This window comes from Micromonospora haikouensis, from assembly GCF_000876225.1.
Classification (GTDB): domain Bacteria; phylum Actinomycetota; class Actinomycetes; order Mycobacteriales; family Micromonosporaceae; genus Micromonospora; species Micromonospora haikouensis.
The window spans coordinates 50,946-75,153 of the sequence record NZ_JXSX01000003.1 but is presented as its reverse complement, the minus strand read 5'-3'; the positions used below and the strand labels follow the sequence as shown (position 1 = coordinate 75,153).

23 protein-coding genes and 3 pseudogenes are annotated in these 24,208 nt (G+C 73.0%); 5 read left to right on the top strand and 21 right to left on the bottom strand.

Annotated elements, in window-relative coordinates; all coding sequences use genetic code 11:
- Positions 1 to 167: 167 nt before the first annotated feature.
- The 9 genes and pseudogenes from era to TK50_RS21955 form a co-directional block, all read right to left on the bottom strand.
- Complete coding sequence (era, locus tag TK50_RS21985) at positions 168 to 1,088, bottom strand: GTPase Era (RefSeq protein WP_043969228.1); 921 nt, start codon at positions 1,086 to 1,088, stop codon at positions 168 to 170.
- 5 nt (positions 1,089 to 1,093) lie between these two features.
- Entirely contained in the window at positions 1,094 to 1,480 is a 387-nt protein-coding gene (locus TK50_RS21980) for a hypothetical protein (RefSeq protein ID WP_043966794.1), read from the bottom strand.
- The gene (locus tag TK50_RS21975) at positions 1,473 to 2,891 is read right to left on the bottom strand and encodes a hemolysin family protein (protein ID WP_043969227.1); all 1,419 of its coding nucleotides are present in this window, start codon (positions 2,889 to 2,891) and stop codon (positions 1,473 to 1,475) included. Before TK50_RS21975 ends, TK50_RS21980 begins: the two co-directional genes overlap by 8 nt.
- Positions 2,867 to 3,340, bottom strand: coding sequence for an rRNA maturation RNase YbeY (gene ybeY, locus TK50_RS21970; protein ID WP_043966793.1), 474 nt, complete (start codon positions 3,338 to 3,340; stop codon positions 2,867 to 2,869). Before ybeY ends, TK50_RS21975 begins: the two co-directional genes overlap by 25 nt.
- A 9-nt stretch (positions 3,341 to 3,349) precedes the next feature.
- Positions 3,350 to 3,718, bottom strand: a pseudogene (locus tag TK50_RS35030) (PhoH family protein); the annotation flags it as partial.
- A 264-nt stretch (positions 3,719 to 3,982) separates the two neighbouring features.
- Positions 3,983 to 4,531, bottom strand: a pseudogene (locus TK50_RS35025) (LAGLIDADG family homing endonuclease); the annotation flags it as partial.
- Between the two features lie 258 nt (positions 4,532 to 4,789).
- A pseudogene (locus TK50_RS35020) lies at positions 4,790 to 5,485 on the bottom strand (PhoH family protein); the annotation flags it as partial.
- A gap of 155 nt (positions 5,486 to 5,640) precedes the next feature.
- On the bottom strand, positions 5,641 to 7,047 hold the full coding sequence (locus TK50_RS21960; protein WP_422119954.1) for a serine hydrolase domain-containing protein: 1,407 nt from the start codon (positions 7,045 to 7,047) through the stop codon (positions 5,641 to 5,643).
- Between the two features lie 82 nt (positions 7,048 to 7,129).
- The gene (locus TK50_RS21955; RefSeq protein ID WP_043966787.1) at positions 7,130 to 7,480 is read right to left on the bottom strand and encodes a histidine triad nucleotide-binding protein; all 351 of its coding nucleotides are present in this window, start codon (positions 7,478 to 7,480) and stop codon (positions 7,130 to 7,132) included.
- Between the two features lie 45 nt (positions 7,481 to 7,525).
- Between TK50_RS21955 and TK50_RS21950 the strand changes: the two genes are divergently transcribed.
- Positions 7,526 to 8,287, top strand: coding sequence for an SDR family NAD(P)-dependent oxidoreductase (locus TK50_RS21950; protein WP_043966785.1), 762 nt, complete (start codon positions 7,526 to 7,528; stop codon positions 8,285 to 8,287).
- A gap of 33 nt (positions 8,288 to 8,320) precedes the next feature.
- Here TK50_RS21950 and TK50_RS21945 read toward each other — a convergent pair whose 3' ends face one another.
- The 3 genes from TK50_RS21945 to hrcA form a co-directional block, all read right to left on the bottom strand.
- Entirely contained in the window at positions 8,321 to 9,055 is a 735-nt protein-coding gene (locus tag TK50_RS21945) for a 16S rRNA (uracil(1498)-N(3))-methyltransferase (protein WP_043966783.1), read from the bottom strand.
- A 1-nt stretch (position 9,056) separates the two neighbouring features.
- Entirely contained in the window at positions 9,057 to 10,202 is a 1,146-nt protein-coding gene (gene dnaJ / locus TK50_RS21940) for a molecular chaperone DnaJ (protein ID WP_176734858.1), read from the bottom strand.
- Positions 10,203 to 10,275: 73 nt separating this feature from the next.
- Positions 10,276 to 11,298, bottom strand: coding sequence for a heat-inducible transcriptional repressor HrcA (gene hrcA / locus TK50_RS21935; protein WP_043966779.1), 1,023 nt, complete (start codon positions 11,296 to 11,298; stop codon positions 10,276 to 10,278).
- A gap of 309 nt (positions 11,299 to 11,607) precedes the next feature.
- Here hrcA and TK50_RS21930 point away from each other — a divergent pair, with 309 nt between their 5' ends.
- A complete protein-coding gene (locus tag TK50_RS21930) occupies positions 11,608 to 12,231 on the top strand; it encodes a DUF4870 domain-containing protein (RefSeq protein ID WP_043966777.1) in 624 nt (207 codons plus the stop codon).
- Positions 12,232 to 12,273: 42 nt separating this feature from the next.
- On the opposite strand, the gene hemW is transcribed toward TK50_RS21930, so the two are convergent.
- Positions 12,274 to 13,497: a radical SAM family heme chaperone HemW gene (gene hemW, locus TK50_RS21925; protein WP_199486122.1), complete on the bottom strand. Its 1,224-nt coding sequence runs from the start codon at positions 13,495 to 13,497 to the stop codon at positions 12,274 to 12,276.
- Positions 13,498 to 13,516: 19 nt separating this feature from the next.
- Here hemW and TK50_RS21920 point away from each other — a divergent pair, with 19 nt between their 5' ends.
- The 3 genes from TK50_RS21920 (at position 13,517) to TK50_RS21910 (ending at position 16,486) form a co-directional block, all read left to right on the top strand.
- Positions 13,517 to 14,299: an enoyl-CoA hydratase-related protein gene (locus TK50_RS21920; protein ID WP_043966775.1), complete on the top strand. Its 783-nt coding sequence runs from the start codon at positions 13,517 to 13,519 to the stop codon at positions 14,297 to 14,299.
- Between the two features lie 192 nt (positions 14,300 to 14,491).
- Positions 14,492 to 15,361: a hypothetical protein gene (locus TK50_RS21915; protein WP_043969225.1), complete on the top strand. Its 870-nt coding sequence runs from the start codon at positions 14,492 to 14,494 to the stop codon at positions 15,359 to 15,361.
- Between the two features lie 222 nt (positions 15,362 to 15,583).
- A complete protein-coding gene (locus TK50_RS21910) occupies positions 15,584 to 16,486 on the top strand; it encodes a phytanoyl-CoA dioxygenase family protein (protein WP_228986774.1) in 903 nt (300 codons plus the stop codon).
- 130 nt (positions 16,487 to 16,616) lie between these two features.
- Here TK50_RS21910 and TK50_RS21905 read toward each other — a convergent pair whose 3' ends face one another.
- The 8 genes from TK50_RS21905 to TK50_RS21870 all read right to left on the bottom strand — a co-directional run bounded on the left by TK50_RS21905 (position 16,617) and on the right by TK50_RS21870 (position 24,189).
- Entirely contained in the window at positions 16,617 to 17,261 is a 645-nt protein-coding gene (locus TK50_RS21905; protein WP_043966772.1) for an MOSC domain-containing protein, read from the bottom strand.
- A gap of 65 nt (positions 17,262 to 17,326) precedes the next feature.
- The gene (locus TK50_RS21900) at positions 17,327 to 18,160 is read right to left on the bottom strand and encodes a carbohydrate ABC transporter permease (protein ID WP_043969224.1); all 834 of its coding nucleotides are present in this window, start codon (positions 18,158 to 18,160) and stop codon (positions 17,327 to 17,329) included.
- 11 nt (positions 18,161 to 18,171) lie between these two features.
- Positions 18,172 to 19,158, bottom strand: coding sequence for a carbohydrate ABC transporter permease (locus TK50_RS21895; protein WP_043966769.1), 987 nt, complete (start codon positions 19,156 to 19,158; stop codon positions 18,172 to 18,174).
- On the bottom strand, positions 19,155 to 20,444 hold the full coding sequence (locus tag TK50_RS21890; protein WP_043966767.1) for a sugar ABC transporter substrate-binding protein: 1,290 nt from the start codon (positions 20,442 to 20,444) through the stop codon (positions 19,155 to 19,157). The genes TK50_RS21895 and TK50_RS21890 overlap by 4 nt, the downstream gene beginning before the upstream one ends.
- Before the next feature lie 215 nt (positions 20,445 to 20,659).
- Positions 20,660 to 20,941 (bottom strand): GlsB/YeaQ/YmgE family stress response membrane protein, encoded by a 282-nt coding sequence (locus tag TK50_RS21885; protein WP_043966765.1) that lies wholly within the window; start codon positions 20,939 to 20,941, stop codon positions 20,660 to 20,662.
- Positions 20,942 to 21,146: 205 nt separating this feature from the next.
- Positions 21,147 to 21,434, bottom strand: a complete 288-nt coding sequence (locus TK50_RS21880; protein ID WP_043966762.1) for a GlsB/YeaQ/YmgE family stress response membrane protein — start codon at positions 21,432 to 21,434, stop codon at positions 21,147 to 21,149.
- Positions 21,435 to 21,573: 139 nt separating this feature from the next.
- The gene (gene lepA, locus TK50_RS21875) at positions 21,574 to 23,451 is read right to left on the bottom strand and encodes a translation elongation factor 4 (protein WP_043966760.1); all 1,878 of its coding nucleotides are present in this window, start codon (positions 23,449 to 23,451) and stop codon (positions 21,574 to 21,576) included.
- A gap of 204 nt (positions 23,452 to 23,655) precedes the next feature.
- A complete protein-coding gene (locus TK50_RS21870) occupies positions 23,656 to 24,189 on the bottom strand; it encodes a DUF4240 domain-containing protein (RefSeq protein WP_043966757.1) in 534 nt (177 codons plus the stop codon).
- Positions 24,190 to 24,208: the final 19 nt, after the last annotated feature.

The window sequence follows — 24,208 nt, the reverse complement described above, 5'->3', positions numbered from 1 at the left end:
GGGGGCAACGGCTTCCTACCCTCCGGCCCACCGCCGCAAAACGCCCAGGGAGCCGCCCCGAAAGTGAGAAACGCCATTCTTCCGCCAGAAACCGGCAACGCCCCCACCCGCACCCACACCGCCCCGGCCCACCGATCCGGCACGTGGGGCGGGGCGTGGGGTGGGGGTTAGAAGCCCAGTTTGCGGAGTTGTTTGGGGTCGCGTTGCCAGTCCTTGGCCACGCGGACGTGCAGGTCCAGGTAGACGCGGGTGCCGAGCAGCTCCTCGATCTGCCGGCGGGCGGTGGTGCCGACCTCCTTGAGCCGGCTGGCCCGGTGCCCGATCACGATGGCCTTCTGGCTGGGTCGCTCGACGTACACGTCGGCGTAGATCTTCATGAGGTTGCCCTCGGGGATCATCTCCTCCACCACCACGGCGATGGAGTGCGGCAGCTCGTCGCGGACCCCCTCCAGGGCCGCCTCCCGGATCAGCTCGGCGACCAGCACCTGCTCCGGGTCGTCGGTGAGCATGTCGTCCGGGTAGAGCTGCGGCGACTCGGGCAGGTAGCCGGTCATCACGTCGACCAGCGTGTCGAGCTGGTGCCCGGAGACCGCGCTGACCGGCACCACGGCGGCGAACTCGCCCAGCTCGCTGACCGCGAGCAGTTGCTCGGCCAGCCGCTTCTTGTCCACCAGGTCGGTCTTGGTCACCACCGCCAGCACGGTGGCCTTCAGCTCGGCCAGCTCCCCGGTGATGAACCGGTCGCCCCGGCCGACCGGCTCGTCGGCCGGGATGCACAGGCCGATCACGTCGACCTCGCTCCAGGTGGAGCGGACCAGGTCGTTGAGCCGCTCGCCGAGCAGCGTGCGGGGGCGGTGCAGCCCGGGGGTGTCGACCAGGACGAGCTGCGACTCCGGCCGGTGCAGCACGGCCCGGATGACGTGCCGGGTGGTCTGCGGCTTGTTCGAGGTGATCGCGATCTTCGTGCCGACGATGGCGTTGGTCAGCGTCGACTTGCCGGCGTTCGGCCGGCCCACGAAGCAGGCGAACCCCGCCCGGTACGGGCGCGCTCCCCCGCCGCCGACGTCGCCCGCCCGGCCACCCCGCACGTCGCTCACTCGACCACCGTGCCGAGGACGGTGCCGTCCGGCGCGGCCACGTGGATCGGCGCGTCGGCGGCGAGGTCACGGACGGCGGCGTGCCCCGCCCCGTCCAGGGTCGACGCCTCGGTCACCACGACGGCGGCCTCCAGCCGGGTCGCCCCGGCTGCCACGGCGGAGGCCACCGCGAGCTGGAGGGCGGTGAGGGTCAGCGAGGGCAGCGACACGCTCGCCGCCGCGTACGTCCGGCCGTCCTGGTCGCGCACCGCGGCTCCCTCCACGGCGCCCACCCGGCCCCGGGCCCCTCGGGCGAGGATGACCAGCTTGCCGTCCTCGGCGCTCAGCTCGACCGGCGCGGACGGGGTGGGCAGGGCGGCGGGCGCGGCGGGTGACTCAGGCATCGGCGGGTTGCCTCTCCTCGGCTCGGTTCTGGGTGCCCCGGGACTCGGCGGGCTCGCCGCGCCCGGGGGTGGTGTCGGGATGGTCGGTCGGCTCGACCCGGCTCACCAGCACGGTGTCGATCCGGTTGCGCCGGCCGGTGGTGCCCTCGGCGACCAGGCGCAGCCCGGCCACCTCGGCCTCCGCGCCGGGGATCGGGACCCGGCCCAGGGCCTGGGCGAGCAGACCGCCGACCGTCTCGACCTCGTCGGCGGGCAGCTCGACGTCGAACAGCTCGCCGAGGGTCTCGACGGGCAGCCGGGCGGTGACCCGCACCGCGCCGTCCGCCAGCCGTTCGACCGGCGGGCGTTCGACATCGTACTCGTCGGTGATCTCGCCGACGATCTCCTCCAGGATGTCCTCGATCGTGACGAGGCCGCCGGTGCCCCCGTACTCGTCGACGACGATGACCAGGTGGTTGCGCGCGGCCTGCATCTCCGACAGCAGGTCGTCGACCGGCTTGGACTCCGGGACGAACGTCGCCGGGCGCATCAGCTCCGACACCGGCAGCCGGGACGCCGCCGGGTCGCCGCCCTGGGTGCGGCGGATCAGGTCCTTGAGGTAGAGCACGCCGAGCACGTCGTCGACGCTCTCCCCGATCACCGGGATGCGGGAGAAGCCGGAGCGCAGGAACAGGGCGAGGGCCTGGGAGAGGGTCTTGCTCTCCTCGATCCACACCATCTCGGTGCGCGGCACCATCACCTCGCGGGCGATGGTGTCGCCGAGCGCGAACACCGAGTGGATCATCTGCCGCTCGCCGTGCTCGACGACGCCCCGCTGCTCGGCCAGGTCGACCAGCTCGCGCAGCTCCACCTGGGTGGCGAACGGCCCCTCCCGGAAGCCGCGCCCCGGGGTGACCGCGTTGCCGATCAGGATCAGCAGCGACGCCAGCGGGTTGAGCGCCCGGCCCAGCCAGCGCACCAGCGGCGCGACGGCCCGGCCGACCGCGTACGCGTGCTGCCGGCCGAGGGTACGCGGACCGACCCCGACCACCACGAAGCTGATCACGGTCATCGCGCCGGCGGTGACCAGCGCCGCCCGCCAGCCCGCGCCGAACGTGTCGACCGCCACCAGCGCGACCAGCGTGGTGGCGGTCAGCTCGGCCAGCAGCCGCAGAAGCAGCAGCAGGTTGAGGTGGCGTACGACGTCACCGGCGACGGCCTGGAGCGTGCGCGCGCCCCGGGCCCCGTCGCGGGCCAGCTCGGCCGCCCGGGCCGGTGACACGGCGGCCAGCGCCGCCTCGGTCATCGCGATCAGGCCGGCGAGCACCACCAGCCCGGCCGCGAAGACGAGCAGTTGCAGGTCGGGCAGGCCCGCCGCCGCGCCGGCCGCCGACACCTGTGCGGGCATCACGCGGACCGGGTCGACCGCCAGCTGGCCAGCAGCCGGGCCTGGAGCTCGAACATCTCCCGCTCCTCCTCCGGCTCGGCGTGGTCGTAGCCGAGCAGGTGCAGCACCCCGTGCACGGTGAGCAGGTGCAGCTCGTCGGCCGAGGAGTGGCCGGCCGTCGCGGCCTGCTTGGCCGCCACCTCCGGGCAGAGCACGATGTCGCCCAGCAGCGCCGGCTCCCCGCCGGCCGAGCTGGACTCGCCCGGCCCGTGGTCGACGCTGCCCTCGTCCATGGGGAAGGCGAGCACGTCGGTCGGGCCGTCGCCGCCCATCCAGCGGTGGTTCAGCTCGGTCATGTAGTCGATGTCGACCAGCAGCACGGACAGCTCGGCGAGGGGGTTGACCCCCATCTCGTCGAGGGCGTGCCGGGCGACGGCGAGCACGGCGTCGGTGTCGACGTCGACACCGGACTCGTTGGCGATCTCGATGGACAACTGGGTTCCCTAGGTCTGTCGGCGCCGGCCGGCCCGGCCGCCCTGGGCGGTGCGCCCCGGCACGGCGTGCACGCCCTGCGCCTGCTGGTTCTCCCGCTCGGCGTCCCAGCGGGCGTACGCGTCGACGATCTCCCCGACCAGCCGGTGGCGCACCACGTCGGAGCTGGACAACTGCGCGAAGTGCACGTCCTCCACGTTCTCCAGGATCTCCCGGACCACCCGCAGGCCGCTGGTCGTCCCGCCGGGAAGGTCCACCTGGGTGACGTCGCCGGTGACCACGATCTTGGAACCGAAGCCGAGCCGGGTGAGGAACATCTTCATCTGCTCGGGCGTGGTGTTCTGCGCCTCGTCGAGGATGATGAACGCGTCGTTGAGGGTGTTGTGCGTGACCAGGAAGTCGTCGGTCACGTACAGCGAGTCCTCCGCCGCGACCTGGATGCACATCGTCTCCTGCACCCCGGCAGGGATGATCGAGTCGATGAACCGCATCGGCCGGCCACCGCCATGCTCGTCGTACAGCGCACGCTTGCGCGACAGGCGGAACGGCGCGACGCCGGCAGGAAGCCTGATCTCCACGACGTAGGCGTCGGCGCGGTAGGGAACCGGGCGGCCGTTGGCCAGGCCGGGCTTACGCCCCTCGGCCTCCCGGACCCGCCAGGTGGCCACCCCGCCGAGCGACTGGGCCAGGTAGACCACGTCGTCCCGCAGCCGCGGCGACGTCGTCGCGTATTGCACCCGGCAGGTGCGCCCCGCCTGGACGACCGGCCCGCCGTCGGTGTCCAGCAGCCCTTGGAGCACGGCCAGCCGGACGTCGAGGCTGTTGTTCCTGTAGACCTCGGGCACGAACTTGGTGCCCGAGGTCGCCCCGGCCAGGCCCAGTTCACGCAGCACGGCCGTCACCGGGTTGGCGACGATGACCCCACCCCGGTGGCCGTCGACGTGCCGGAGCACGTAGTCGTACTCGCTCTTGCGGACGAGGGCGATGCCGGGCAGCGCCTCGTCGAGCGCGACGGCCAGCTCCGGGTCCGCGGTGGAGAAGGCCGGCGTCGTGCGGCACGAGATCGAGCCGTCGCCGAGGAGCAGCCCGAGCGCGTACGGGTCGAGCGGAACGTCCTGCGGCGCCAGTTGCACGGGCGCGACGACCGGCAGCTCGTACCGGCGGGTGTGGCCCCGCCACTCCTTGCCGATCATCTCCTGGGTTTCGAGGGTGCGCCGACGCCCGCGCCGCTTGTCGTCGGGCGTGGCGACGGTCCAGAGGTGCTCGCCGCAGGCGAGGGTGGACGCGCCGTCCTGGGTGGTGACCCGGTAGACCTGCTTCGGCCCCTGCGGGTAGACGCCGATCACCGGCGTGGGCGTGCCGTTCGAGCCGATGACCAGGTCACCGACCCGCAGCGACCCGAACGGCCGGAACCCCTCCGGGGTCAGGACCCGCGCGTCGTACGGCTGCGCCCGTCCCCTCATGTATGCCAGGGGCGCGACCTCGATCGTCCCGGCCGCCATCAGCTTCGGGATCGTCTCCGGGTCGAGCATGTCGTGCAGCGCGTCGTAGAGCGGGCGCAGGTAGGGGTCGATCTTCTCGTTGAGCGTGCCGGGCAGGAAGCCCAGCCGCTCCCCCGCCTCGACCGCCGGCCGGGTCAGGATGATCCGGTTGACCTGCTTGGCCTGGAGGGCCTGGACGGCCTTCGCCATCGCCAGGTAGGTCTTGCCGGTGCCGGCGGGGCCGATGCCGAAGACGATGGTGTGCGCGTCGATCGCGTCGACGTACTTCTTCTGCCCGAGCGTCTTGGGGCGGATGGTGCGCCCGCGCCGGGAGAGGATGTTGAGCGTCAGGACCTCGGCGGGCCGCTCGGTGCCGCCCTGTTCCAGCATCCCGACGGTGCGCCGCACGGCGTCAGTGGTCAGGGTCTCGCCTTTCTCGATCAGTTCGAGCAGCTCGCTGAAGAGGCGCTCGGCGATGGCGTTGTCCGCCGGGGCACCGGTGATGGTGATCTCGTTGCCGCGGACGTGCACGTCGCTGTCGACCGAACGCTCGACGAGTCGCAGGATCTCGTCGCCCGCGCCCAGCAGGTTGACCATGATCTTCGAGTCGGGGACGGTGATCCTGGTCTGCACCCGGGGCGGGCCGGGAGGTGGGGTGCCGGTCATGGGTCGGGCCGAGGGGCCCTGCGCACCTGCTCTCGATCTCGGCGCCGGGCCCTGCTGGCGCGGCGATCGGACGTTACCCCCATCGTAACGTTTCCCGCTCGGCGGCACCTCGCCCATTTCCCCCGGCCGCCGGCTTGCCGGCCCGGCCGGGGGCGTCAGCGCCGGAAGTCGTACCCGTCGAAGGTCTCCTGCCCCCGGGTGAAGCGGTACGTCGCCCAGTGCAGCCGGACCACCGCCCCGGTCGCGTCCCGGGTCAGCCGCAGCAGCTCGCCGGCCTCCCGCCCGGAGACGGTGCGGAACACGTCCGGCCGGTCCGGCAGCGGGGCGAAGACCGCCGGGGGCTTCCCCGCCGGGTCTCCCGCGCTGCGGGCCTGCAGCGTGCCGTCGTGCCAGCTGAAGACGGACTCGAAGCCCTCGCCCCACCACGGGCCCAGCATCCCGCGCAGGTGCTCCGGGGCCGGCGGGCCCGGCCGCCACGGCTCGACGTCGGCCGGGTCGTGCTCGACGGCGGCGGCGAGCAGCCGGTGCGGCAGCTCCATGACCTGCACCCCGGTCCCGGACGAGCCGAGCACCGCCGCGCCCATCGCCCCGGGGGTGCCGTCGCCGCCCCGGCGGCCGTAGACGGCGGCGAGGAAGCCGGGCATCGCCCCGTCGTGGCCGACGTGCACGACCCGCTCCCCCTGCGGCAGCAGGATCAGCCCCAGCCCGAAGCCGGCCCCCCAGGTCGTCTCGTCGGTGACGGTCAGCGGCCAGCGCATCTCGTCGAGCGTCGCCGGGGCGAGCACCGCGCCGGTGGGGTCGAGCGCCGCCGGGTCGGCCAGGAACGCCGCCCAGCGGGCCATGTCGGTGGCGGTGCTCCACAGCTGCCCGGCCGGGCCGACCGCGGCGAAGTCGGTGGGCGGCTCGGGGTGCGCCTCGTCGGAGTACGCGTCGACGAGGAACCCGGTGGCCGCCGCCGGGCCCGGCCGGTCGGTGGTGGCGGTCAGGCCGAGCGGGGCGAGCACCCGGTCGGCGAGCACCTCGGCCCAGGTGCCGCCGCGCAGCCGGGCGACGAGCTGGCCGAGCACGGCCATGCCGAGGTTGGAGTAGTGGAAGCGGCGGGCCGGCGGCAGCACCCGCTCGGCGCGGGCCAGGTCGGCCAGCAGCTCGTCCGCCCCGGGGGCGAGCAGGGTGTCCCAGACGTCGCCGTGCGGCTCCCGTTGCAGGCCGGAGGTGTGCGACAGCAGCCGGCGTACGGTCAGCTCGCCGTGTGCGGGCACGTCGAGGTGCGCGCCGACGGGGTCGTCGAGGTCGAGCAGGCCGGCGTCGCGGCACTGCATGACCAGCACGGCGGTGAACGTCTTGGTGACCGAGCCGATCCGGAACAGCGTCTGCGGGCCGAGCGCCGTGTCGTTGCCGGTGCCGCCGGCCTCGCAGGTCCAGAGCGGGCGGTCCGCCCGGTGCAGGGCCGCCGCGACCGCCGGCACCCGCCCCTCGGCCTGGACCCGCCGCACCATCCGCCCGAGCCGTTCGTCGATTCCACTCACGCCCGCAGTGTAAGGAGGGGCCCCTTGCCAACGCATTCCGTATAGGAAGGGCCCCTTCCTAACACCCCGGCGCGGGACGCGCCCGCGACGGACGCCCGCGCGGGACGCGCCCGCCCCCTCAGCGGCAGAGCATCGGGCCCAGCGGCGCGCCGCCGAGCACGTGCGCGTGCACGTGGAAGACCTCCTGGCCGCCGTACGCCCCGGTGTTGAACATGAGCCGGAAGCCGTCGCCGAGCAGCCCCTCGTCCTCGGCCACGGCGGCGGCCGTGGCCAGCAGCTCACCGGCGAGCGCCGGGTCGCCCTGGCCGAGGGTCGCCACGTCGGCGTAGTGCTCCTTGGGGATGACCAGCACGTGCACCGGGGCCTTCGGGTCGATGTCGCGGAAGGCGAGGGTGGTGGCGGTCTCCCGGACGACGGTGGCCGGGATCTCCCCGGCGACGATGCGGCAGAACAGGCAGTCGGATCCCATCGGGGCATGGTAAGTGGTGCCGGACTGCTGGGGCATGATGGCCGCGTGACTTCACGGGCGGTGCTGGTGACGGGGGCCTCGCGGGGCATCGGGCGCGCGGTGGCGGCGCGGTTCGCGGCGGGCGGGGACCGGGTGGCGATCCACCACAGGGGCTCCGGGGAGCTGGCCGAGCGGCTGCGCGCGGAGCTGCCGGGCGACGGCCACGTCGTGGTCCGCGCGGACCTGGCCGACCCCGAGGCGGTACGGGTGATGGTCGACGACGCGGCGGCCCGCCTCGGCGGGCTGGACGTGCTGGTCAACAACGCCGGGGTGTACGGCGAGCGGAACGCCCCGCACCCGGTCTTCGGCGCGTCCTACGCCGAGTGGCAGCGGCGCTGGCGGCAGGTGCTGGAGACCAACCTGACCGGGGCGGCCAACGTGACCTGGTGCGCGGCCCAGCACATGCGCGGGCGGGGCGGGCGGATCGTCAACGTCTCGTCGCGGGGCGCGTTCCGGGGCGAGCCGGAGCAGCCGGCGTACGGGGCGAGCAAGGCGGGGCTCAACGCGCTCGGCCAGTCCCTCGCGGTGGCCCTGGCCCCGTACGGCATCGCGGTCGCGACGGTGGCCCCCGGCTTCGTGGAGACCGACATGACCACAGAGCACCTGGCCGGCGAGGGCGGCGCGACGATCCGGGCGCAGAGCCCGTTCGGCCGGGTGGCCCGCCCGGAGGAGATCGCGGCGGCGGTCCACTGGCTGGCGTCGGCGGAGGCGGAGTGGGCCTCCGGCACGATCGTCGACCTCAACGGCGCGTCCTACCTGCGCACCTGACCGGAGCGGGGGTTCACCAGCGGGACAGGCGGGTCACCAGCGGGACAGGCGGGTGGCCAGGACGCAGAGGGCGGCGACGCCCGCCGTGGAGGTGCGCAGCACGTGCGGGCCGAGGCGCACCGGGCGGGCGCCGGCCTGGGTGAACGCGGTCACCTCCGCGTCGGTGATGCCGCCCTCCGGGCCGACGACCAGCACGATCTCGCCCGCATCGGGCAGCTTGGCCGCGGTCAGCGGCTCCTGCGCCTCCTCGTGCAGGACGAACGCGGCGGCGGCCCCGGCGATCCGGCGGGCCACCGTGGCCGTGGACTCGTCGGGGGCGCCGGCCACCACCGGCAGCCACGCCCGGCGGGCCTGCTTCGCCGCCTCCCGGGCCGTCGCCGCCCACTTCTCCCGGGCCCGTACGCCCCGGTCGCCGCGCCACTGCGCCACCGAGCGGGCCGCCGCCCAGGGCACGATCTCGTCGACGCCGACCTCGGTCATCGCCTGCACGGCCAGCTCGCCCCGGTCGCCCTTGGCGATGCCCTGCACCACGACGAGCCGGGGGACGGGCGCGTCGACGTATCCCCGGGAGGTGACCCGCAGGTCGAGGGCGCCCCTGCCGACGGCGGTGACCACGGCGGCGGCGGTGCCGCCCCGGCCGTCGGCCAGCAGCAGCTCCTCGCCGGTGCGCAGCCGCTGGACGGTGGCCGCGTGGTGCCCCTCCGGGCCGCCGAGGGTCAGCGAGTCGCCGGTGGGCAGCGCGTCGACCAGGAACAGCGGCGCCGACACCTCAGGCGTGCCCGTTGAAGGCGTCGCGCATCCGGGAGAAGAAGCCGCCCTGCTTGCTCAGCTCGGCGACCTCCTCGCCCCGGGTCTTGGCGAAGTCGCGCAGCATCTTCTCCTGGTCGGCGTCGAGCTTGGTCGGGGTGCGCACGTCGAGGTGGACGTAGAGGTCGCCCCGGCCGGTGCCGCGCAGGTGCGGCACGCCCCGGGCGCGCAGCCGCAGGGTGCTGCCCGGCTGGGTGCCGGCCTTGACGTCGACCGTCTCCTCGCTGTCGAGGGTCTTGATCGTCAGCCGGGTGCCGAGCGCGGCGGCGGTCATCGGGACGGTGACCCGGCAGTGCAGGTCGTCGCCCTTGCGGGAGTAGACGTCGTGCGGGCGCTCGTGGATCTCGACGTAGAGGTCGCCGGCGGTGCCGCCGCCCGGGCCGACCTCGCCCTGCTGGGCGAGCCGGATGCGCATGCCGTCCTCGACCCCGGCGGGGATCTTGACGGTCAGCGAGCGGCGGGTGCGCACCCGCCCGTCGCCGGTGCAGGTCGGGCAGGGGTGCGGGATGGTGGTGCCGTAGCCCTGGCAGACCGTGCACGGCCGGGCGGAGACCACCTGGCCGAGGAAGGTGCGCTGCACCGACTGGACCTCGCCCCGGCCGCCGCACGCCTCGCAGGTGGCCAGGTGGGTGCCGGCCGCCGTGCCCGCCCCGGAGCAGGTGGTGCAGAGCACCGCCGTGTCGACGGTGATGGGGGCCTCGACGCCGAACGCCGTCTCGTGCAGGTCCAGCTCCAGGCGCAGGATCGCGTCCGCGCCGGGCCGGGTGCGCGGGCGCGGGCCCCGGGAGCCGCCGGCCGCGCCGCCGAAGAAGGCGTCCATGATGTCCTGGAAGCCGACGAACGGGCCGGCCCCGCCGGGCCCGCCCGGGCCGCCCATGCCACCGCCCCCGGGGGCGAGGGGGTCGCCGCCGAGGTCGACGATCTGCCGTTTCCGGTCGTCCGAGAGGACCTCGTACGCGGCGTTGATGTCCTTGAACTTCTCCTGTGCCTCCGGGTCCGGATTGACGTCCGGGTGGAACTGCCGCGCCAGCTTGCGGTAGGCGCGCTTGATCTCGTCGTCGGAGGCCTCCCGGCTCACGCCGAGGATGCCGTAGTAGTCCCTGGCCACTGCGTCCCGTGTCCTCATGTTCTTGTCGCGTTGCGCCGGTCGTCGGCCGGAGCCGGCCGTCGGCCCTGACTGGTCAGTTCTGGGCCAGCAGCTCGCCCACGTAGCGTGCCACGGCCCGCACCGTGGCGATGGTGCCGGGGTAGTCCATCCGGGTGGGGCCGACCACGCCCAGTCCGCCGAGCGCGGTCGCCCCCGGGCCGTAGCCGGTGCTCACCACCGAGGCGGCCCGCAGGTTGTCGATCTCGTTCTCGTCGCCGATCAGCACGCGGGTGGTGGTCGACTCGGCCTCGCCGATCAGCTTGAGCATCACCACCTCCTCCTCCAGCGCCTCCAGGATGGGCCGCAGGGACCCCTGGAAGTCGAGCAGGCCGCCCCGGGTCAGGTTGGCGGTGCCGGCCAGGGCGATGCGCTCCTCGTGCCGCTCGACCAGCGTCTCCAGCAGCACGGTGGAGAGCGTGGTCATGGTGCCACGCAGGTGCGGGCTCGACTCCTCGACCAGCGCCTGCACCAGCGGCGGGGTCTCCGACAGCCGGCTGCCGACGAGCTTCTCGTTGACCAGCCGGCGCAGGTCGGTGACATCGTCGGCGCTCACCGGCGCGGGCAGCTCGACCAGCCGCTGCTCGACCCGGCCGGTGTCGGCGATCATCACCAGCATCAGCCGGGTGGTGGAGATCGGCACCAGCTCCAGGTGCCGCACCGAGGAGCGGGCCAGCGAAGGATATTGCACCACGGCGACCTGGCGGGTGAGCTGCGCCAGCAGCCGCACCGTGCGGTGCACCACGTCGTCGAGGTCGACCGCGCCCACCAGGAAGCGCTCGATCGCCCGGCGCTCGGCCGGGCTGAGCGGCTTGACGCGGGACAGCCGGTCGACGAAGAGGCGGTAGCCCCGGTCGGTGGGGACCCGTCCGGCGCTGGTGTGCGGCTGCCGGATGTAGCCCTCCTCCTCCAGCACCGCCATGTCGTTGCGCACCGTCGCGGGGGAGACGCCGAGCTGGTGCCGCTCGACCAGCGCCTTGCTGCCGACCGGCTCCTGGGTGGCGACGTAGTCCTCGACGATCGCGCGGAGCACGGCGAGCTTGCGGTCGTCCAGACCCACCCTGCCACCTCCTGTCGCATGTCGGGCCCGGCGGCGCGGCGGCACCGCAGGTCGGCGCTCCGCCGGTGCGTCGACGCCTGGCACTCGACTGTAACGAGTGCCAGTCTACGTCGGCTGCCCCGTGCTGGGTAAGATCAACGACGGACCGCGGGTGCGGCAGCCACCGCGTGGGAGCCCGGCCGGGCGCGCGCCGACCGGTCGACGGCCGCCCGGTGCGGGCCGTCGCCTGCCTGCGCGGGCCGAACATCCGCCGCTTCGCGGCGGTGTCGCTCTGGTGCCCGCTTGCCCGCAACCCCTACCGTGACGTGCATGACTGAACCACCTCGCCCTCCCGGATCGGGCGACCCCGGCGGCTACCCGCCGGAGCCGAACCCGTCGGCACCGTACGGCTCGCCGGGGCACGAGCCCCCCACCGCACCACTGTCCGGGGCCCCCGGGGCGGGCGGCTATCCCCCGCCCGGTGGCTATCCGCCGCCCACCGGTGACCAGCCGCCGTCGGCCGGCTACCCGCCACCCGGTGGCGGCTTCCCCCCGCCCGGTGGCGGATATCCGACCGGCGGCGCGTACGGCCCGCCCTCCGGCGGCTACGCCAACAACGAGGACAAGACCTGGGTCCTGGTCGCCCACTTCGGCGGCGCGGCGGGGATGTTCCTCGGCGGTGGCGTGCTCGGCTGGCTCGCGCCGCTGATCGCCCTGCTCGCCCGGGGCAACCAGTCGCCGACGGTCCGCGCCCACGCGGTTGCGGCGCTGAACTTCCAGCTCCTCTGGTCGGTCATCGCCCTGATCGGCTGGATCCTCACCTGCATCCTGGTGGGGCTCCTGATCGGGTTCGGCGCCATGATCGTCGGCATCATCTTCGGCATCGTCGCCGGCATCAAGGCGAACGAGGGCAGCCCCTACCGCTACCCGATGACCGTCAACCTGATCAAGTGACCCCCGACCGGCCGCTCCCCCGGCCGGTCGGGGCCACCCCCGTCAGGGCAGCAGGTCGCGCACGACCGCGTCGGCCAGCAGCCGGCCGCGCAGCGTGAGCACCGCCCGGCCCGCCGCGTAGCCGGCCGGGTCGAGCAGGCCGTCGGCGAGGGCCCGCCGGGCCCCGGCGCGGCCCGCGTCGTCCAGCACGGCCAGCGGCAGCCCCGAGGCGAGCCGCAGCCGCAGCATGACGTCCTCCGTGTGGGCCTCGTCGGGCGTGAGCACCTCCCGGGCCAGGCCGGGCGACTCCCCCGCCGCCAGGCGCTTCGCGTACGCGGCCGGGTGCTTGACGTTCCACCAGCGCACCCCGCCGACGTGGCTGTGCGCCCCCGGCCCGAGGCCCCACCAGTCGCCGCCGTTCCAGTAGAGCAGGTTGTGCCGGCACCGACCGGCCGGCGTGCGGGCCCAGTTGGACACCTCGTACCAGGAGAAACCGGCCGCGTCGAGGGCGGCCTCCGCGGCCAGGTAACGGTCCGCCGCCACGTCGTCGGAGGGGTACGGCAGCTCGCCGCGCCGCATCCGCGCGGCCAGCCGGGTGCCGTCCTCCACGATCAGGGCGTACGCGCTGACGTGGTCCACCCCGGCGGCCACCACCTGCGCCAGGGACGCGGCGAAGTCGTCGGCGCTCTCCCCCGGCGTACCGTAGATCAGGTCGAGGTTGACGTGGTCGAACCCGGCGTCGCGGGCCTCCCGGGCGGCCTCGGTGGCCCGACCGGCGCGGTGCCGGCGGTCGAGGATCGCCAGCACCCCCGGCGCGGCCGACTGCATGCCCAGCGAGATCCGGGTGTACCCGGCGGCCCGCAGGGTCTTCAGCGACTCCGGGGTCACCGACTCGGGGTTGGCCTCGGTGGTCACCTCCGCGTCGGCCGCCAGCCCCCAGGTGCGGTCGATGCCGTCGAGGATGCGGGCCAGGTCGTCGGCGGGCAGCAGGGTGGGCGTGCCGCCGCCGACGAACACGGTGTCGACCCGGGGCGGCGGGCTGCCGCCGAGCACCCGGGAGGCCAGCGCCAGCTCGGTGAGCACCGTGTCGGCGTACCCCTCGCGGCTCGCCCCGCCGCCCAGCTCGTCGGCGGTGTAGGTGTTGAAGTCGCAGTAGCCGCAGCGGCTGGCGCAGAACGGCACGTGCACGTACACGCCGAAGCCGCGCGCGCCGACGGCGCGGGTCACGGTGGCGGGCAGCGAGCCGTCGGCCGGGACGGGCTCGCCTTCTGGAAGGACGCCGGGCATGGCCACTAGTGTGCCCGGCATGACCTCCACCGCCGCGCTCGTGCGGGTCGCCACGGCCCGTGGGGTGACCACCCTCACCCTGGACAGCCCGCACAACCGCAACGCGCTCTCCACGCCGCTGATGACCGAGCTGCTGGCCGGGCTGGCCGCCGCCGTGGCCGACGACGCGGTCCGGGTGGTGGTGCTCGACCACACCGGCCCCGTCTTCTGCTCCGGCGCCGACCTGAAGGAGACCGCCGCCGCGTACGCCAGCGGCACGGTCCCGGCCGGGATGCTCGGCGACGTGCTCGCGGCGGTCTGGGAGTGCCCGAAGCCGGTGGTGGCCCGGGTCGCCGGGCCCGCGCGGGCCGGCGGGCTGGGCCTGATCGCGGCGGCCGACCTGGCGATCTGCGCGCAGGAGGCGACGTTCGCGTTCACGGAGGTGCGGATCGGGGTGATCCCGGCGGTGATCTCGGCGACCGTGCTGCCCCGGCTGGCGCCCCGGGCCGCCGCCGAGCTGTACCTCACCGGCGACACCTTCGACGGGCGGCGGGCCGCCGAGATCGGGCTGGTCACCTCGGCGGTGCCGGCGGACGCGCTGGACGCGGCGGTGGCGCGGGCCTGCGCCTCGCTGGTGCGGGGGGCGCCGAACGCGCTGGCCGGGGCCAAGGAGCTGCTGCGCCGCCCGCCGGCGGCCGACCTGCGGGCCGGGGTCGCCGAGCTGGCCGCCCTGTCGACCGGGTTCTTCCTGTCCGACGAGGGGCGCGAGGGCGTGCTGGCGTTCCGGGAGAAGCGCGACGCGAGCTGGGTGCCGACGGACTGACCGGTTCCCGGGCCGGCCGGTCGACCCGCGGGCCGGCCGAGCGGTTCCCGGTCGGCCGACGGTTTCAGGGCCGGGGCGCGGGGAAGGCGGACACGCATCGCGGCCGACCCGCCACGGAACGGAGCGAATCGGTCGGACGGGCCGGACGGCGGCGGCGGGGACGTACTCTTGGCGGACGCCGTCGAACAGGGGGTGCGGGTGCGAAGTCGGGCAGTCGTCGCGACCGGTGTCGTCGTCGCCGTGATCGCCGTGGTGGGGATCTGGCTCGTCGTCCGGCAGGCCGGCGGGCAGCTACGCCTGCCGCTGTCCCTGACCAGCCGCACCTGCACGGTGCAGGCCGACGGCCAGGTGCGCCTGGACGCCGACCAGATGGCCAACGCCGCCACGATCGCCGCCATCGGCGTCCAGCGGAAGATGCCCGAGCGGGCCGTGGTGGTCGCCCTCGCGACGGCCTACCAGGAGTCCGGGCTGCGCAACCTCCCCGACGGCGACCGGGACTCGCTGGGCCTGTTCCAGCAGCGGCCGAGCCAGGGCTGGGGCACCGAGGCGCAGATCGCCGACCCCCGGTACGCGACCCGGAAGTTCTACGCCGCGCTCAAGCGGGTGCGCGGCTGGGAGAAGATGCGGGTCACCGACGCGGCGCAGAAGGTGCAGCGCTCGGCGTTCCCCGAGGCGTACCAGAAGTGGGCGGACGAGTCGGAGGTGCTGACCCGGGCGCTGCTCGGCGAGGCGACCGGCGCGGTGGCCTGCACGGTCGGCGCGACGCCGGTGATGCGGGGCGCGGCCGCCGCCGCCGCGCTGACCCGGGGCCTGAGCCTGGACTGGGGGCTGCCGGAGGCGGCGTCCCCGGCCGAGCTGACCGGCCTCGCGGTGCCGGCCGACGACCGGCGCGACGGCTGGCGGTACGCGCACTGGCTGGTCTCGCACGCCTCCGACCACGGCGTGAAGCGGGTACGCTTCGCCGGCCTGGAGTGGACCGCGAAGGCCGGCACCTGGAGCCGGGTGGGCGACGCCCCGGCGAACGACGGCGAGGTGCTCGCCGAGGTCTTCGCCGACGCCTGAGCGGCCTCGATTCTCCACACCGACGGTTACCGCACAATCCTCCATATCCGGCGAAAGCCGCCGGAGAAGCGCCTGATCTCACCCTCCGTACCCAGACGGGTGCCAACTGTCCGGCCGCTCCCCCGCACCGCCGGGCGCGCTCCGCACCCGCCCGCGCGGGCGCAGTAGCATCGGCGTCCTGTGCCAGAAATGGTTTCACCTCATGGGGAGGGGTACGACGCGGTGTTCGATTACGACGGCCGGACCGGCTACGAACCGATCAGCGACACCGACCGCAAGGAGTTCCACGAGCAGGGCTTCCTCCTGCTGCGGAACGTGCTGACGGAGGACCACCGGGCCGCCCTGGAGGAGGCCGTCGACCGCGTGTACGCGGAGGAGAAGGCCAAGGGCAACACCACCAAGGACGGCACCCTGCACCTGCTGGGCTTCCTGGAGCGCGACGAGCTCTTCGGCCAGCTGCTGACCCACCCGATCGCCTTCCCGTACATGTGGGGGCTGGCCGGCTGGAACATCTACACCCACCACAACCACCTCGACGTCACCCCGCCGGCGCTGGAGCCGGAGAAGCCGTACTGGGGGTGGCACCAGGACGGGTACCGGCAGAACTCCGACCCGGAGACGATGGACCCGAACCTGCCCCGGCCGATGTTCTCGCTGAAGGTGGCGTACGTGCTCTCCGACCTGTCGGAGACCGGCCGCGGCGCGACCAAGGTGATCCCGGGCAGCCACCTGTGGAACTCGCTGCCCCGCCCGGCGGACCTGACGGTGCACAACCCGGACCCGGAGGGCACGGTGGAGATCACCGCGAACCCGGGCGACGCGTTCATCTTCGACCGCCGCCAGTGGCACTCCCGGTCGACAAACCTGTCGAACATCACCCGCAAGATGCTCTTCGTCGGCTACACCTACCGGTGGATCCGGCCGCTGGACGAGCTGCACATCGACACCGACGGCGAGTGGTGGGCCAACCGCACGCCGGTGCAGCGCCAGCTCTGCGGCGAGGGCACCCACACCGCCAACTACTGGGGCATCAACTGGAACGGGTACATCGACGACGAGATCCCGCTGCGCAAGGAGCTCAAGGAGCGCGGCCTGCTCGACCGCAGCATCCCCTGGCTCCGCTGACGGTGTGAGGAAGGGCCCCCTGTTAACGCATCCCGCATAGCAGGGGGCCCTTATTAACACCTGGGCACGGCGATCGGCGACGTGGCGGGCGCGGCGATCGGGCGCGGCGCCCCTGGGGCCGCCGGGGCCCTCAGGCGTCGGGCGTGGCGAGCCGGCGCGCGACCTTGCGCCGCAGCGACTCGGGCAGCTCGGGGACGTCGAGCAGCCGGGGCAGCAGCTCCGGTTCGAGGGTGCTCGCCCGGAACACCTCGCCGACGGTCACGCCGTGCGCCGGCCGCTCCACCACCTCCACCGGGTCGCCCGCGCCGACCTCGCCCTCCCGCAGCACCCGCAGGTACGCCCCCGGGGCGGCGCGCACCGTGAACCGCTTGATCAGGTCCGGTACGCCCCAGAACCCGGCGAACGTCCGGCACGGCGTGCGCGGCTTGGTGACCTCCAGCAGGGCCGTCCCGATCTGCCACCGCTCGCCGACGACCGCCCCGGTCACGTCCACCGCGTACGTGGTCAGGTTCTCGCCGAAGGCACCCGGCCGGATGTCGCGGCCCAGCTCGGCCGCCCACCACGCGGCGTCCTCCTCGGCGTACGCGTAGACGATCTGGTCGGGGCCCCCGTGGTGGGCCCGTTCGCCGATGAAGTCGCCGGCCACCCCGTCGACGCGCAGCAGCACCGGCCCGTCCACCGGCCGCTTGTCGATCCCGCTGCGGCCGCTCGCGTCGCCCGCCCACTCCGCCTCGGTCACCACGCCGAGGTTCACCGTCACCAGCCTGCCCGTCATGGCGACAGCCTACGGCGGCATCGCGGCCCGCCGATGCCCCGCCCGGCGCCGCCCCTCCGCGCGCCTCAGCCCTTGACGGCGCCCGCCACCAGGCCGGAGACCATCCGGCGCTGCACCAGCAGGAAGAAGACGATCACCGGCAGCGTGAACAGCGTCGAGGCGGCCATCACCGGCCCCCAGGCGGTGTCGTCGCGGCCGAAGAAGAACGTCATCGCCACGGGCAGGGTGTAGCGGTCCTGGTCGTTGACGAAGGTCAGCGCGAAGATCAACTCGTTCCAGGCGGTGATGAAGGAGAAGATGCTCGTGGCCACCAGGCCCGGCGCGACCAGCGGGAACAGGACGCGGCGGAAGGTCTGGGCGCGGCTCGCGCCGTCGATCGCCGCGGCCTCCTCCAACTCCTTGGGCACGGCGGCCACGAAGCCGCGCAGCATCCAGACCGCGAACGGCAGCGAGAAGCCGAGGTACGTCAGGACCAGGCTGGGCAGCGTGTTGTAGAGGCCCAGCCGCTGGATCATCAGGAACAGCGGGATGACCAGCGCCTCCAGCGGGATCATCTGCACCACCAGCAGCATGATCAGGAAGCTGGTGCGCAGCTTGAACCGGAACCGGGCCACCGCCGTCGCGGCGAGCAGCGCGACCAGGCCGCTGAGCACCACGGTCGACACCGCCACGAGCACGGAGTTGAGGAAGAAGTCCAGGAACGTGACGCCGGGGATGAGGTTGCCGGTGAGGATCTCCCGGTAGTGCTCCAGCGTCGGCGCGGTCGGCACCGGCCGGGGCGTGGCCGAGAAGATCTCCCGGTTGGGCTTGAGCGACGTCGCGATCATCCAGTAGACGGGGAACGCCGCGAAGAGCGCCACCAGCAGGCCCGCCCCGTTGAGGGCGACCCGCTTCACCACCGCGCCGCGCTTCACGCGTCCTCCTCCTGCTTGAGCACCATCCGCACGTAGAGGCCGGTCACCACCAGCAGGATCAGCGTGAGGATGACGGCGATCGCCGCGCCCAGGCCGTACTTGGGGGGCGGGGAGAACGCCTCGGCGTACGAGTAGATCGACAGCATGAACGTCGGCCGGTCCTGGGTGCCGCCGGCCAGCACGAACTGCTGGGTGAACACCTTGAAGTCCCAGATCGTGGAGAGCACCACGAGGATGCCGAAGACGGGCCGCAGCAGCGGGAAGGTGATCTTCCAGAAGACCTTCCACGGGCCGGCCCCGTCGACCCGGGCTGCCTCGTGCAGCTCGCTCGGCACGCTCTTCAGCCCCGCCAGCACGCTCACCGCGATGAACGGGAACGAGTGCCAGACCACCACGAGGGTGAGGATCGAGAAGAACATCAGCGGCGAGTTGAACCAGCCGTACCCGGTCCAGTCGGCGCGGCCGAACAACGCGTTCGACAGCCCGTCGGGCAGGGCGTTGAACAGCCAGGTCACCAGGCCCGAGGTGTCGTCGAACAGCCACTTCCACACGATGGTGCCGGTCAGCGCCGGGGTGGCCCAGGCCAGCATCACGCAGCTGGCGACGAAGGTGGCCATCCGCCGGCCGAGCCGGTTGAGCAGCAGCCCGACCAGCGTGCCGAGGATCATCGTGAGGACGACGTTGGCCGCGGCGAAGAGCACCGTGTTGCGCAGCACCGTGCGGAAGAACGGGTCGCCGAGGATCTCGGCGTAGTTGCCGAGCCCGACCCACGGCCAGTCCCGGTCGCCGCGCAGTTGCCGGACGTTGTCGAGCCGGAAGAAGGACATCGCCACGACCTGGCCGAGCGGCCACAGCAGCAGCACGCCGATGATCGCCAGGCAGGGCAGGAGCAGCAGGTAGGGCAGGCGGTCGACCCGGCGACGCCGCCGCGCGGGGGTCTCCCGCGCGGCAGGCGTCTCCGGTGCCTGGGTCAGCGTGGTCACTTCGCGTTGAGGATGCTTTCCATCTCGGCGGCCGCGTCGGCGGTGGCCTGCTCGACCGTCTTCTGACCCTTGATGACCGAGCTGTTCATAGCCTGGGTCACCGTCTTGGTGCGGCTGACCTCGACCCACTTCGGGGTGAGCGGGGTCAGCCTGGTGTTCTGCAACGAGGTGGCGAACGCGGCCATGATCTTGTCGTTGGCGTACTCGCCGCCGCCGACGAGGTCGGAGTAGACCGGGAAGAAACCGAGGCTGCTGGCGAACTCCTTGTCCTTCTGCTTGCTCAGCAGCACGGTCAGGTAGTCCCAGGCGAGGTCCTGCTTCTTGCTGTCCTGCCACAGGGCGATGTCCGAGCCGCCGGCGAAGGCCGGGGCCGGCTTGCCGTCCGGGCCGGGGATGGGGAAGGTGCCCCAGACCTTCTCGATCTCGGGGTTGTCCTTCTTGATGGCGCCGGCCTGCCAACTGCCGGCGAAGGCCATCGCCGCCTTGCCGGTGGCGAACTGGGTGCGGGCGTCGATCTCGTTCCACCCGGCGGCGGCGGGCGGGGCGACCTTGTGCACGGTGACGAGGTCGGTCCAGAACTTGACCGCCTGCTGGGCCTGCGGGCTGGTGTAGCCGGACTTCCAGGTGTCGCCCTGCTGGGTGGCGATCTCGCCGCCCGCGCCCCAGAGGAAGGAGTAGAAGGGCAGCTCCGAGTTGCCCGGCAACGCGATGCCGTAGGTGCCCGGCTTCTTGGCCTGCACGGCCTTGGCGGCGGCGACCAGCTCGTCCCAGTTCGTCGGCGGCTTGACGCCGGCCTCGGCGAACCAGTCGGTGCGGTAGTACAGGGCGCGCACGCCGGCGTACCACGGCACGCCGTACTGCTTGCCGTCGAGCTGGGCGTTGCGGACGAGGTCGGGCAGGATGTCCTTGCCCTCGGGCCAGGCGGCGAACTTGGCGGTGACGTCGGCGAGCGCCTCCTGGGCGGCCCAGCCCTGCGTCTCGGTGTTGCCGAGCTCGGTCACGTCGGGGCCTTCGCCGCCGGCGAGGGCCGCCTGGAACTTCTTCGGCGCCTCGAGCCAGGGGATGTACTGGACGACGACGTCGGTGTCGGGGTGCTTCTTCTTGAACTCGGCCTCGACGCCGTCGAGGAACGCCGTCTGCGCCTCGCTGCCCTCGCCCATCATCCAGACGGTCAGCTTGCTGTTGTCGGCGGCCTCGTCGTCGCCCGAGCCGCCGCAGCCGGCGAGCACCATCGCGGCCGACGCCACCACGGCGGTGACCGGGGCCAGCCGTTTCCACCTGTTCACGCCACATCTCCCTCGCGCCGTCCTGGCACTAACCTTCTCTGCCGCACCCTAGTAGGAAAAATTCCTTTACGACAGGGGGCGGGCGGGGGGCGAGGCGACCGTACCGCAGGCGAGGAACCCGGGGGCAGTCCGACATCGGGGCAAAACCGGGCGTACGCGCGCGAACGGGCGCCCGGCCGCGGAGGCCGGACGCCCGTTCGTGCGCTGCGGGATGCTTACCGGTGGGTGACGCTGCGGCGACCGCCCACGCCGGCCACGATCGCCACCGCGATGGCGGCGACCACGACCTGGACCAGCAGCTCGCCCCAGTCCACACCGGCGGTCTCGGTGGCGATGCCCATGGCCCGGGCGAGCACCGTGCCGAGCAGGGCGGCACCCACGCCGACGAGCATGTGCAGCCAGATCGGCATGTTCTGCCGACCGGGGACGACCAGGCGGCCCAGAGCGCCCACGATCAGACCGACGATGAGCGCGGTGATGATTCCGACAACGGTCATGGTCGTTCTCCTCAGAAAGCTTAAAAGGCTTGTTCACTGTCGCGACCATCAAGTTCCCGGGCCGCCGGAAATTCAAACCCGTCATCGCGACATGCGTTCAGGAAGGTGCCAACGAGACACGTCTCCGCAGGCCAGGGGGCCGAATGGAATGTGAACGGGCGCCCGACCGGAATGGTCGGGCGCCCGTCGAGCCAGCGATGTGTCGTTACCGGTGGGTGACGCTCCGGCGGCGGCCCACACCGGCGACCAGGGCCACGGCGATGGCGGCCAGCACGACCTGGACCAGCAGCTCGCCCCAGTCGACACCGGCGGTCTCGGTGGCGATGCCCATGGCCCGGGCGAGCACGGTGCCGAGCAGGGCCGCGCCGATGCCGATCAGCATGTGCAGCCAGATCGGCATGTTCTGCCGACCCGGGACGACCAGGCGGCCCAGAGCGCCGACGATGAGACCAACGACGATGGCGGTGATGATGCCCCAAACGGTGAGCTCCACGGTCGCCCTCCTCCTCAAGAAGTGTCACAACGGTGTGTTGTAGCTGTCGTGACCGCTAAGTTCCCGAGGGCCCGAAATTCCAAACCCGGCCGGGGCGTCGCGCCCCGGCCGGGTCGGTGTCACGCCACCGACGACACCCTCACTTCTTGCCGGCGGCCTTGCCGTCGCCGGAGTCGGACGAGAGGGCCGCGATGAAGGCCTCCTGGGGGACCTCGACCCGGCCCACCATCTTCATCCGCTTCTTGCCCTCCTTCTGCTTCTCCAGCAGCTTGCGCTTGCGGCTGATGTCACCGCCGTAGCACTTGGCGAGCACGTCCTTGCGGATCGCCCGGATGGTCTCCCGGGCGATCACCCGGCTGCCGATGGCCGCCTGGATCGGCACCTCGAACTGCTGGCGCGGGATCAGGTTGCGCAGCTTCGCGGCGATGGTGACGCCGTAGTTGTACGCCTTGTCCTTGTGCACGATGGCGCTGAACGCGTCCACCGGCTCGCCGTGCAGCAGGATGTCCACCTTCACCAGGTCGGACGCCTGCTCGCCGGAGGGCTCGTAGTCCAGGGAGGCGTACCCCTTGGTGCGGCTCTTCAGCTGGTCGAAGAAGTCGAAGATGATCTCGGCCAGGGGCAGGGTGTACCGCAGCTCGACGCGGTCGGCCGAGAGGTAGTCCATGCCGAGCAGGCTGCCCCGGCGGCCCTGGCACAGCTCCATGACCGCGCCGACGTAGTCGTTCGGGGTCAGGACGGTGGCCCGCACCACCGGCTCGTACACCTCGGCGATCTTGCCGGTGGGGTACTCGCTCGGGTTGGTCACCACCAGCTCCTGGCCGTCCTCGGTGATGGCCCGGTAGACCACGTTCGGGGCGGTGGAGATCAGGTCGAGGTTGTACTCCCGCTCCAGCCGCTCCCGGATGATCTCCAGGTGCAGCAGGCCGAGGAAGCCGCAGCGGAAACCGAACCCGAGCGCGCCCGAGGTCTCCGGCTCGTAGTCCAGCGCGGCGTCGTTGAGCTTGAGCTTGTCCAGCGCCTCGCGCAGGTTGGGGTAGTCGGACCCGTCGATCGGGTAGAGGCCGGAGTAGACCATCGGCTTCGGGTCCTTGTAGCCGCCCAGGGCCTGGGTCGCGGGCCGGCTGTTGATGGTGACGGTGTCACCGACCCGGGACTGGCGGACGTCCTTCACGCCGGTGATCAGGTAACCCACCTCGCCGACGCCGAGCGCGTCGGCCTTCACCATCTCCGGGGAGATGACGCCGATCTCCAGCAGCTCGTGGACCGCGCCGGTGGACATCATCTTGATCCGGTCCCGGGCGCTGATCCGGCCGTCGATCACCCGGACGTAGGTGACCACGCCCCGGTAGACGTCGTACACCGAGTCGAAGATCATCGCGCGGGCGGGCGCGTCGGCGTCGCCGACCGGCGGGACGAACTGCCGGACGATCTCGTCGAGCAGGTACGGCACGCCGTCGCCGGTCTTGCCGGAGACCCTGATGCAGTCCGCCGGGTCGCCGCCGATCAGGTGGGCCAGCTCCTCGGCGTACTTCTCGGGCTGGGCGGCCGGCAGGTCGATCTTGTTGAGCACCGGAATGATCTTGAGGTCGTTCTCGAGCGCCAGGTAGAGGTTCGCCAGGGTCTGCGCTTCGATGCCCTGGGCGGCGTCGACCAGCAACAGCGCGCCCTCGCAGGCGGCCAGCGACCGGGACACCTCGTACGTGAAGTCGACGTGCCCCGGGGTGTCGATCATGTTGAGGACGGCCTGCTCGCCGGCCCGGTCGCCCTCCCGGATCGTCCACGGCATCCGCACGGCCTGGCTCTTGATGGTGATGCCGCGCTCGCGCTCGATGTCCATCCGGTCCAGATATTGCGCGCGCATCTGCCGGGGGTCGACCACGCCGGTGAGCTGCAACATCCGGTCGGCCAGGGTCGACTTCCCGTGGTCGATGTGGGCGATGATGCAGAAGTTCCGGATGCGCGCCGGGTCGGTGGCACCAGGAGCGTTCGCGCCGGAATCGAGCGTCGGTGGCACAGCGGTCCGTTCTGGTCGGCTGACGTGAGCGGGCCGGCGCGGACGCCAGCCCCCTCTATGCTCCCACGTCGCCCTTGGGGCGGTCGGATCACTCCTCCTGGCGTCCCACCGGGCCGCCGGCCCCGCCCCGGCCCGTCACTCCGGCTCACCCCCGCCGGCCCCGGCTCACTCCCGCGGGCAGGGCTCACTCCTGCGCAGCACGGCTCACTCCTGCGGGGCCTCGACGAACAACGCGGCGAGCTTCGGCAACTGGCGGCGGGCCTCCTCCTCGTCGTCGAAGTCCCAGAACTCGCCCAGCTCCGGGTAGGGGACCTCCTCCACCGGCGGCAGCTCGGCGGCGGTCGCCTTCCGGTACGCCTCCTCCGCGACCGTCAGCATCGCCTCCGCCTCGAACTCCTCGCCGGTGAGCGCCGCCTGACGGATCTTCGGCAGCTCGGCCAGCGAGTCCGGGTCGGCCACGGCACGGGCGAAGACCTGCCGCCCCTGGGTCATCAGCCAGCCCCGGAAGTATTCGAACCCGTCGTCCGACGCGCCGCCGTTGATCAGGTAGGCCGCGCCCCAGAGCTCGGCCCGGTAGGACGCCGCCATCACCCGGCGCTGGTGCCGCGCGTACCCGATGATGTCGGCAGCGTCGCGCTCGGCCAGCAGCGCGACCGCCCGGGCGGCGACCGCGCCGGCCGCGCCGCCCCCGCCGGCCCGGGCCTGGTCGATCAACTGCCAGAAGTCGTCGGTCCTCATGGTCTGGCAGTCTGGCAGA